Source organism: Prevotella sp. P4-98 (assembly GCF_002251405.1).
In the GTDB taxonomy this organism is placed as follows: Bacteria; Bacteroidota; Bacteroidia; order Bacteroidales; family Bacteroidaceae; genus Prevotella.
Map to the genome: position 1 here is coordinate 1 of NZ_NPJC01000044.1, position 9844 is coordinate 9844.

7 protein-coding genes and 2 pseudogenes are annotated in these 9844 nt (G+C 38.9%); 5 read left to right on the top strand and 4 right to left on the bottom strand.

The genetic code is table 11. The features are described from left to right. The 5 genes and pseudogenes from CIK96_RS06390 to CIK96_RS13230 form a co-directional block, all read left to right on the top strand. A pseudogene (locus CIK96_RS06390) lies at positions 1–203 on the top strand (IS1380 family transposase); the annotation flags it as partial. Between the two features lie 281 nt (positions 204–484). Then, positions 485–958 (top strand): OmpH family outer membrane protein, encoded by a 474-nt coding sequence (locus CIK96_RS06395; protein WP_144007504.1) that lies wholly within the window; start codon positions 485–487, stop codon positions 956–958. A gap of 18 nt (positions 959–976) precedes the next feature. After that, positions 977–1444, top strand: coding sequence for a hypothetical protein (locus tag CIK96_RS06400; protein WP_094440088.1), 468 nt, complete (start codon positions 977–979; stop codon positions 1442–1444). A gap of 18 nt (positions 1445–1462) precedes the next feature. Next, the gene (locus tag CIK96_RS06405; protein ID WP_094440089.1) at positions 1463–2668 is read left to right on the top strand and encodes a hypothetical protein; all 1206 of its coding nucleotides are present in this window, start codon (positions 1463–1465) and stop codon (positions 2666–2668) included. A gap of 39 nt (positions 2669–2707) precedes the next feature. Next, a complete protein-coding gene (locus CIK96_RS13230; RefSeq protein WP_094440090.1) occupies positions 2708–2908 on the top strand; it encodes a hypothetical protein in 201 nt (66 codons plus the stop codon). A 144-nt stretch (positions 2909–3052) separates the two neighbouring features. Here the strand turns inward: CIK96_RS13230 and CIK96_RS06415 are convergent. The 4 genes and pseudogenes from CIK96_RS06415 to CIK96_RS06440 all read right to left on the bottom strand — a co-directional run. After that, positions 3053–3851 (bottom strand): annotated as a pseudogene (locus tag CIK96_RS06415) (KilA-N domain-containing protein). Positions 3852–5941: 2090 nt separating this feature from the next. Further along, a complete protein-coding gene (locus CIK96_RS13480) occupies positions 5942–6418 on the bottom strand; it encodes a hypothetical protein (protein WP_254046583.1) in 477 nt (158 codons plus the stop codon). A 12-nt stretch (positions 6419–6430) separates the two neighbouring features. Further along, entirely contained in the window at positions 6431–8641 is a 2211-nt protein-coding gene (locus CIK96_RS06435) for a peptidase domain-containing ABC transporter (protein ID WP_094389649.1), read from the bottom strand. Next, positions 8631–9844 (bottom strand): outer membrane beta-barrel protein (locus CIK96_RS06440; protein WP_144007505.1); only part of this gene is annotated, 1214 nt, incomplete at its 5' end. The genes CIK96_RS06435 and CIK96_RS06440, both read right to left, overlap by 11 nt.

Consider the following 9844-nt stretch of genomic DNA (forward strand, 5'->3'; position numbering starts at 1 on the left):
TGATACACAATTTCTACAAGACCATCATGAGCAGGCTTGACACCAAGGCTTTTGGGCTCAAGAAAACGAGTCGCATAAAGGCTTTTGTCTTCAGATTCATCTCCGTACCTGCCAAGTGGATCATGACTGCAAGGCAATACGTGCTGAATATCTACACAGAGAACCGAGCTTATGCAAGACCCTTCAAAACAGAATTCGGATAAGAATCCTTTCTTTCCGGTTTGAATCTGCGTATTACCTCAAGTCGCATCGTGGGGTAAGGGGATGGTGGCTACATATTGATGTTGTGCTGTTGCTTTTTACTGAAAGCTGCTACTAACGACTCATAAATCTACCCTTAATCGTGTATTGGATGATAGTTGCGGATTTTAGGATTATAATTGAGGCCAAACAACAGGCCGCCAATCATGATTATCAGCAGGCAATCTATCAATTAATGCAAGTGCCCAACATTTGTGATTGTGCTGAAAAGTGCCAAACGCTCATGATAGAGTATTACGATGCATACACAGAAACAACAGCCGTAGAACTTTTGAGTACCGCAAAGTCTAAGTGGGCAAGTTCTCCAAATGCAAGTGGTGCTGCTATGGCTGCAGATGTGATAGCACAGATTCCAGCAGGTACAAAGGTACAGGCAGAACTCGATGCGTTGATAGCTGAGATAAACCAAAAACTACGTGAAGATGAGAAACGTGATTGGGAATTCAAAATGCAGCAATATAATGATGAGATTGCTCGACAGAAGCGGGAGTATGCTTTAAGAAAGCAACAACAAGAAGCGGATATTGCTTATAGAGATCGCCAACAAATTGCTGATAATGAATACCGAAGAAAGGAACAGGTGGCAAGAGATCAACGAAGGCGCATGCTGATTGATGCTTGTCGTCAAGTAGGATTGGCCTTCGCCAAGAACTATCAGCCGCCTACATATAACGTAAAAAATGTCTATGCATGGTAATAACTTAAAAACAATTGAATGATGAGAAAATTCCTTTTATCAGTTTTACTCTGCAGCTTTACAGCTATGGTGTATGCGCAGAGTTTTGATCAGGAGCGTATCGCCCTGTCAAAGTTTATTGAGCGTATGTTCAACAATGCACCCTTTGAAGGATGCCGCATTGTGGATGATTACGACAATAGTTATCTGTTATCTGTAGTGGAATTGGACAAATCAAAGTACAAAACCAGTTCCGTAATGAATCGTGTGGCCCAAGTGAAATCCCAGCGTAATGCAGGTGAATTCTTCAATGGTACTCAAAGTTATTCCGAAATAACGATTCGTACACCTAAAAGCGAAGAAAAGGGTGGTAAAGAGATGGCGGAAACGTATGAGATTATTAGAACAAATTCCACAGGATTTGTACAGCAGTTAGCTCTCTTGACCCAATTTGAAAGTAACAATGGAACTGCCGTGTTTGTATTTTATAAGAAAGTAAACAAATAACAATTAAAACTTATTATTATGAATCATCTATTTCAATTAAAAAACTTGTCAGCTATTTTGCTGATTGCAATGTGTTCTTATTCTGCAAATGGATTTGCCGAAACACAAGGGAAAAAGAAAACAAAAGTAGCTCAACAGCAAACGGTAAAAGAAGACTATGGTAATACCGTTACATTAGTAACATCAGGCTCTGGCTCAAATGAAGATGAGGCAACACGAAATGCTTTGCGTAATGCAATTGAACAGGCTTTTGGAACTTTTGTGTCTTCCAATACTACAGTTGTAAATGACGAACTTGTAAGTGATGCAATAGCATCTGTTAGCTCTGGAAATGTATTAGGATACGAACAAATATCATGTTTTGACACTAATGATGGCTGTGTGGTGTCTGTAAAAGCTGTAGTGTCTATTGGAGGACTAGTCTCTTTTGCTCAAAATAAGGGAATGGAAACAGAATTAGCTGGAAATACTTTTTTACAGAACAAAAGATTGGCAAAGTTGAATAAGGAGAACGAAATGAAAGCATTAACTAATCTTGTTGACCAGTTGTTTATTTTTCTTTCCCAAGCATACGATTATACGGTGGACGTAGGACAGCCTTCAGGTGATGGTGTCTATTCTGTCTTGGTAACGATAAATGCAACACCAAATAATAACATGAACAGTTTCTGGGATATTATAGATAAGACCTTAAGCAGTTTGAGTATGTCACCTTCGGAAAGTCAAAATTATCAATCGTTAGGAATGAAAACATATCAATATTGTTATGGTCCTGAGTTTGAAAGGTTTAAGATTGATACGAAGCAGAACTTAGTAGGAACAAAATCAAGGTACATTTTGAGAACAAATATTGGAAGAGTTGCCTATGGACGAGTATTAACAGACAAAGAAACTGAGTTTAATCTTTTACAGATGATTGAGAATGTAGAAAAAATGGGTAAATATTGTTATGAAATATACGATAATATCGGTACTGTAATAACTCCAACAATAGAAGAGGGAGCAAATAAAGTAGGAAGAAGCATTGATGGTTTCAAATTAGGACCAGTAGGAGATGCCAAAACATTCTCTATAGTTCTGATGCCAACTGGCAATGGAGGCGCAAGATTTAATATACCAAGTAATGCACGTCTGAATAGTTTTCAGCTAATTTATCAAGAAGACCAACTATCAAAACTGCAAAAGGTTTCTGTACGCCCACACGGAATTCAGTTTTCTAAATGAGACAATTATATAATACAGATAGTAAAAAAACAGTATCATATGAAGATTTCAAAAGAATTATTGTTACAGGAAGGCTTTGAAGAACGTGTAATAGAAGGTCAGACGATATTTGTAAAAGGGCATGTCGCTCTTGTTTACGTGTTTAATGTGTGGATACCATGCTATTACTCGTTTGGGACAATCCTTGCAGATCGGTTATATATTAATACAATGGAAGAATTGGCTGTATTAAACAGTTGAATTCCTATAGTAGGATGTATTGACAAAAAAAATGTAAAGGTTATAGAGAATTCAAATTCTTCGTAACCTTTACTATTTAATCCTGTGCAATCATTAGCATAAGTGTCGTTTAAATAGAAAAAGGATGCATAAAGGGAAATACTACTACTTCAACAGATTCCGCCCCTCATTCCCTTCCAGCACCTGCATTTGCTGGATAGCAATTTGATTGAGTTTCACAAGCCTTTCGCCCTGAGGTACACCATCGTTGATGAGCACGGCGTTAATATTCTCCATGTTTGAGAGACAGATGAGTTCATTGATGGTGGCATAGTCGCGTATATTGCCTTTCAAGTCAGGATTGGCTTCTTGCCATTGTTTGGCAGTCATTCCAAACATTGCCACATTCAGTACATCGGCTTCCTCGGCATAGATGATACTTGCCTGCGCAGAAGTAATTTCAGCAGGAATCAAATGGCTCTTAATGGCATCAGTATGGATATGGTAGTTAATTTTTGATAGTTCTCTCTTAGCCGTCCAGCCCAACATTTTTTGCTCCTCGGCTTTCAGACGTTGGTATTCCTTGACCAGTAGCAGTTGAAATTTGGGGCTTATCCACATTCCAAAATGGTAGGCAATATCACGATGGGCATACGTGCCACCATAACGCCCGGCCTTAGAGAAGATACCAATGGCACCTGTCTTTTCTATCCATTTTTTTACTGACAAAACGAATTTATTGCTACCCGCCATATTTCTAAATGTACCGAATTCGGTACAATTAAAATTGGGATTGTAGAGCATTTCCCATTCACCAAGGTACTCAATCGTGCTTTTCAGACTGAGCCAACGGAAGATGATGTGCTCCTGCAATTGACTACGAGCCATATCGGTCAGCGAAATGTAGTCAGTCATTGTGCGAAACGATGGTAATCTCCGTATTCTGGACATTAATCTTTGCCATAAGTGATCTATCTATTATGAATTATGTGTGCAAAGGTAGTAAAAAAAAATTTGAAACATAAGAATAATCTGCATATTATTTCGATAGAAGGACGTAGCCTAATACGCACTTTTCTGGCAGGTGCCACAAAAGATGCCGCAATCAGTTCAAAGGTGTTGAGCAAGCTCAAAAGAAAAAGTTGATCCCAGATTTGTTCAGTTCGAAGAAATTATGTACCTTTGCACCCGATGATGAGCCATAGTACGGCTGGTGGCTCACTGTCGGGTGTTCATTGAAAGCAGTTTATAGCAGAATGTGGAATTGAGTACGGTTGCCAATTCGTAACCCCATTTTCCCTCAATCCTCCAGACTGCCTTTATACAAAGAAAAGCCGAGAATTCTTACAAAGTTACGAAAAAAAGTTGTAACTGATTACAGATTTTAGAAGATTAACGTATTTCCTCCTAAAATATACCGTAAAACTATTCCGTTGCACTGCTCGATACAAGTGTTGGCGTCCCCCCTGTGGAGTTTATGGAGAAGGAGTAGAGGGGAATGGAAAGGCATAGGCATGGCTTACACCATTTGTCACTTGTCACTTGTTGATTTTACTAAGCTATATTTGGCTGGTTCGCAGATTTTCGCTATCTTTGCCCCAAAGGACAAAAGATATGAAGAAAAGTAAGCCATCAGCGAACCCCGTCTTGCAGTGTTCCTCCTAAAATATTAGAGAGATTTTCAAAATCTTGCAGGATGCAAATCATAAAATGGAAGTTTACTTTATTAAGAGTGATTTCTGTGTGACATTAAAAATTCCTGTGATTTACCTTTGGTTATTTCTGTGATATCAACATTCATCCGGACATGATGTGATGCCTTCATCAATGAGAAGTTGGGCACAAATCTCTGATATGTTAGAACCATCGGTGGCTGTAAAATGAGGACTTCAATGAAATAAAGGATTGTATTGACACCAAATATTATCATACTGTAAATATATTAGATATGTCTTATGTTAATATTGTAAAGTTACCATACTTACATCACACAAAATGGTGATATGCAGGACTCTTGTGTGGCTTTGCATGATTTTTATGGTTTGACCTGTGGTTGAGCCTATGAGGATGGGGCTGTTGCACTTACAGCAGGGTGTTTTGGGTGGACAGGACATTATCTCTGTCGGTTATTTGGAGGATAACAAGGCATTAAAAGCCCATAGAGGGGCTTCTACATGGTTGAACCATAGGGTTTCCACGGGATGGACGAAATGGTTTTATTCGCCGCGGAAATGCTCAGTGTGGACAGGAAGTGCAGGGTTCTGCCTCGGCAGATTGGGAGCAAAAGGCATTTTGCTGGTTTGTGGTTGCAGAAGGGTATTCTGCCAGCCATGAAGGTGGCTACTCGTCGAGTTGCCGATAGTTTCTCGTCGGCATCTCGATCGATATTCGTTGCTCTTTCGTTCGTTTTTCGCTTGTTCCTCGTTCGGTCCTCGTTCGGTCTTCGATAGACTAACGAATAAGCAACGAGAGACGAACGAGAGACGAACGAGGACCTAACGAGAAGTTAACGGGAACCGAACGAGAAGCGATCGAGAAACCGTGAACTATCTGTCGTGACCAAATGGCATGAAAATCCGTTAAATTTGTAAGCATAAGCGGCATTTTAGTTGTTGAGTTATTTGTTTGATTTTTGGTTTAAAGGTTTCTTTCTTGTTTTTAGGAATTATCCTCGGCTTGAATTACAAAGTTACAACATGACACCCCCGGAATGCAAGAGTTTTGGCAGTTTTTATTTGATATTTAATATTATTTAACTTTATTATAGATATTTTTATAGAGCAACTCGTTTTAATTTGGGCTTTGATTGAATATCAAGAAGATGGACGTCTGCCTAAATAAAACAGGTAACAATATGGAAACGAGCGGGATTCTGCTCGTTTCTGTATTTTGCAATATATAAAGAACGCCTAAATTCGGGATGATAAAGATACGATAGTTTTCTAAATATCCCATAAAAAGCAAGGAGAAATTTATGGTATTTAGAGCTTTTTGCGTTAAATCTGATGCTTACCAGCAATATGTATCCAAAATAAACAGGTGCTCGGATATAGCCTATCTGAACACTTGCAGACATAACGTTTTGTCGCTGACGATGATTTTAACATCGGCTTTCATATACTTTTGCAGTATAGGAGTATTTTGTCCCTGTGTACTCACTGTGGCTATAGCCATAAAATAGTTACCATCTTCCCTATGTATGAGCCTGGCTTTATGGCTTGTGATGTCGCAGTTACAAGATGCATTATCGTTGCCCTCGAAAGATACATGAGCCGTCCTTGGCTCATCGAAAAAATACAAATACTTGTATGGCACAAATACTTGCACTGTTCTTTGATTGATGACCTCACCATTAACCTCTATGGATATAGGATAAGGTACCTTGTAGAAAGCAACTGCGAGGGCGAGGACTATTATCGTAATGACAACCGTTCCCAAGCTGACGAGGCGAGGAGGAACTTTACCTATCACGTTCCTCACCTTCTCGCTTCTCAATTCGATGTTATCTGATTCTTTTTCTTTCCGTTCCATGTCAAAAACAATTTAGTTTCCCAATTCCAGTTGATTCTTCACAAGGTTATAATATGCCCCTTGCTTGGCTGTCAAGGACTCATGGTTGCCAACCTCGACCACCTTGCCATGGTCGATGACTACGATTTGGTCGGCATTCTTCACCGTGCTCAGTCGATGTGCTACTATAACAACCGTCTTGCCCTTATAGAACTTATCCAAGTTCTCCACGATGCTTCTCTCATTGTTGGCATCAAGTGAGTTGGTCGCCTCATCAAGGAAGATGTAGTCTGGATTCTTATAGACAGCCCTTGCAATCAAGATACGCTGCTTCTGCCCTTGGCTCAGTCCTACACCATCACGACCAATCTTGGTGTTGAACTTCAGAGGCAAAGCCATCACGTAATCCTTGATGCAAGCTATCTCGGCAGCTTTCAACAACCTTTCCTTATCTATATCGCCATCATCAACAGCAATATTTCTTGCGATACTCTCCGAGAAGATAACACCATCCTGCATGACAACACCACATTGTCTGCGCCACCACTTTTTGTTGAGTTTGTTAATGTCTGTATTTCCAATGTTGATTTTTCCCTCCAAGACAGGATAGTAACCAAGCATCAAACGGATGAGGGTGGTCTTTCCACTGCCAGATGCGCCAACGATGGCTGTTACCTTACCTTGCGGAATGTGAATGCTCACATCGTCTATGGTTTTGCGCAAAGCATGTGGGTCGTACTTGAACATGATGTTCTTGATGTCAATGCCATCATTCTTATCTTCAATAGAAGTTAACAAGCCTTCCTTTCCATTCTCATCATCCATCTGGTGAATCTCGTTGATTCGCTCCAAGCTAATCTTCACATCTTGCAGGGAATAGAAGAAGTTCATCAGTTGCTCCACAGGCGAGTTGAGCTGTCCGATGATGTATTGCACGGCAAGCATCATACCAAGTGTCATTTGCCCATGAATTACGGCGGTGGCTGCAACTACCGTAATGATGATGTTCTTCACCTCGTTGATAAAGATACTTCCTGCCTCCTGTGTCTGTTGGAGTTTGAGTGATTTCATCTGCACCCCAAACAAGTCTGCTTGCGTGTCCTCCCATTCCCATCTTCTACGTTGTTCACAATCCTGCAACTTGATTTCCTGCATGGAGGTGATAAACTCATAAGTTTTGTTATTGTTGATGGCTTGCTGCTCAAACAGTTCGTAATCAAGCACCTTTCTTCGCTTCAAAAACAAGGTCATCCATGCGCCATAGAGGATGCTTCCCAACAAGAAGATGGCAAATACCAACTTATTGTAGAAGAACAGCACCACCGAGAATACCACGAAAGTAAGCATGGCAAAGGTGATGTTGAGCGTCTGCTGTGTTAGGAAATTATTCACACGGCTATGATCGTTCATCCTCTGCATCAAGTCGCCCATGAGCTTCGTGTCAAAGAAAGACATCGGTAGTTTCAAGAGTTTGATAAAGAAGTCACTAACCAATGAAATGTTAATACGCAGAGAAATGTGAAGCAAAAGCCATCTGCGGATAAAGTCGATTGCCGTTCTGCTGATTGTAAGCATCAATTGCCCCAACAAGATAAGCCACACAAAACCAATGTCTTGGTCCTTGATGCCGACATCCACAATGGACTGTGTGAGGAATGGCAAGACAAGTTGCAAAAGACTACCAATAATCAAGCCTAAAATGATTTGCCCAAAATACTTGCGATATTTCTTCACATAACCAAAGAGAAAGCGGAAAGATCTTTTCTCTTTGATGAGTTTTTCACCCTCCATCTTATAAGTGAAAAAAGCAGGAGTGGTTTCCAAGAACATGGCGATGCCTTTGTCTTCTTCATTCGATCTTGTACTTATCCAATGCTTTTTGAACTCCTCAAGGCTGTACGTTACCAATCCCTTTCCAGGGTCTGCGATATAGAATCTCTTTCCTTTCTTCACCTTGTATAGAACCACAAAGTGATTCTGGTTCCAATGAATAATACATGGAAGAGGAACTTCGTTTAAAATAGAAGTTGTAGCTCTTGCACATGTGGTATGTAAGCCTAGAATGTTTGCAGCTTCATTGATACCCAGCAGGGACACACCCTCCGTAGTAGCAAAACAAAGTTTCGACAAAGAATCCATAGAATATTCCCTGCCGAAATATTTGCAAATCATTTGCAAGCAGGCTATACCACATTGCATAGAATCATGCTGTACACATAGGGGAAAAGGGTTCTCATATGCCATATCGCGAAGAATCTATAGATTTCTTTTTCGTTTCTTTATAATCTTTAAATCGATATCGCATGGTTAATGAAAACATTCTCATATCAATATCATGATTGAATGCATACTTCATATCATAAACACTACATTTTGTTTTCATTCTGTACGTATCGAAAATATCTTCTCCCCTAAAGATAAATGTCAATCCATCTATACTGGTGTGCCATGTAATGCCTAATGAAACAGAATACATACTTGGAACATCATACATTCCTTGTATAACAGGAAATTGATACCAACCAGAAATATCTGCACTTATTTTTTTCCTAAATAAAACAAAATTATTGGTAAGTCTAAACATTCCAGAGGTCTTTTTTTTATTAAAAGTCAAATCATCTTCAATCGCCCCACTTTGATGCATATTGAAAGCCATTGTCGTAAACTTCGATGATATGTTAGAAGTCCACTTCACTGGAACAACGGCTATAAGACCATATCGATAGTTTTGAGAAAAATTCAGGTATTTGTATATTGCTAACAACTCAGTACATTTCAATATCATATTTTGCGTAAAAAAATCAGGACTTGTTTCTGCAAACATACCAAATATATATTTTGATTTTATTATATAGTTTAAATTACTACTATATTTTACATACGGCTTTAAATCTGTATTACCATCACTGACACAATAAGAATTTATCAAAATACGATTTGCAGCAGTTGTCCAATATGTTGGATAACGCTTTTCACTATTCAAGCTCAATTGTAAAACACTTCTTGAAGTAGGTCTATAAACACATGTCAAAGATGGATATATTTGACATTGACTCCATAGAGTTTTTGCACGCTCGTGATTTTTTATATATGTAGAGTGAAAATACTCACTTGCCAAAGAAACATTCAGAAAACCTTTTTTGGCAAAGGGATATCTATATCCAATGTGAATTTGCGCTGTTTGCTCTTTTTGCGTAAAAGATAGATTATCATCAAAATTCTTTCCTATAACACTTATCCTTTTATCACTTGACGTTGAGACTATATTTCCTTTAATTCCAAAAGTAAAACGTCCTCCCATGATTATTTTTTCACCATTCATATAAACCTCAAATTTATTAGAGTTTTGCTTATATGTACCATCTTGTTTTACTTCATCAATTTTTTCTAAATACTGATTTTCTCTTTGAGTAAATAAAGTTATATTAGTACCTAATTCTATATTAT

What these genes read in the sequence shown, in the direction of transcription:
- CIK96_RS06395 (WP_144007504.1), top strand. Translation starts at nt 485, where the DNA reads ATGATAGAGTATTACGATGCATACACAGAAACAACAGCCGTAGAACTT.
- CIK96_RS06400 (WP_094440088.1), top strand. Translation starts at nt 977, where the DNA reads ATGATGAGAAAATTCCTTTTATCAGTTTTACTCTGCAGCTTTACAGCT.
- CIK96_RS06405 (WP_094440089.1), top strand. Translation starts at nt 1,463, where the DNA reads ATGAATCATCTATTTCAATTAAAAAACTTGTCAGCTATTTTGCTGATT.
- CIK96_RS13230 (WP_094440090.1), top strand. Translation starts at nt 2,708, where the DNA reads ATGAAGATTTCAAAAGAATTATTGTTACAGGAAGGCTTTGAAGAACGT.
- CIK96_RS13480 (WP_254046583.1), bottom strand. Translation starts at nt 6,418, where the DNA reads ATGGAACGGAAAGAAAAAGAATCAGATAACATCGAATTGAGAAGCGAG.
- CIK96_RS06435 (WP_094389649.1), bottom strand. Translation starts at nt 8,641, where the DNA reads ATGGCATATGAGAACCCTTTTCCCCTATGTGTACAGCATGATTCTATG.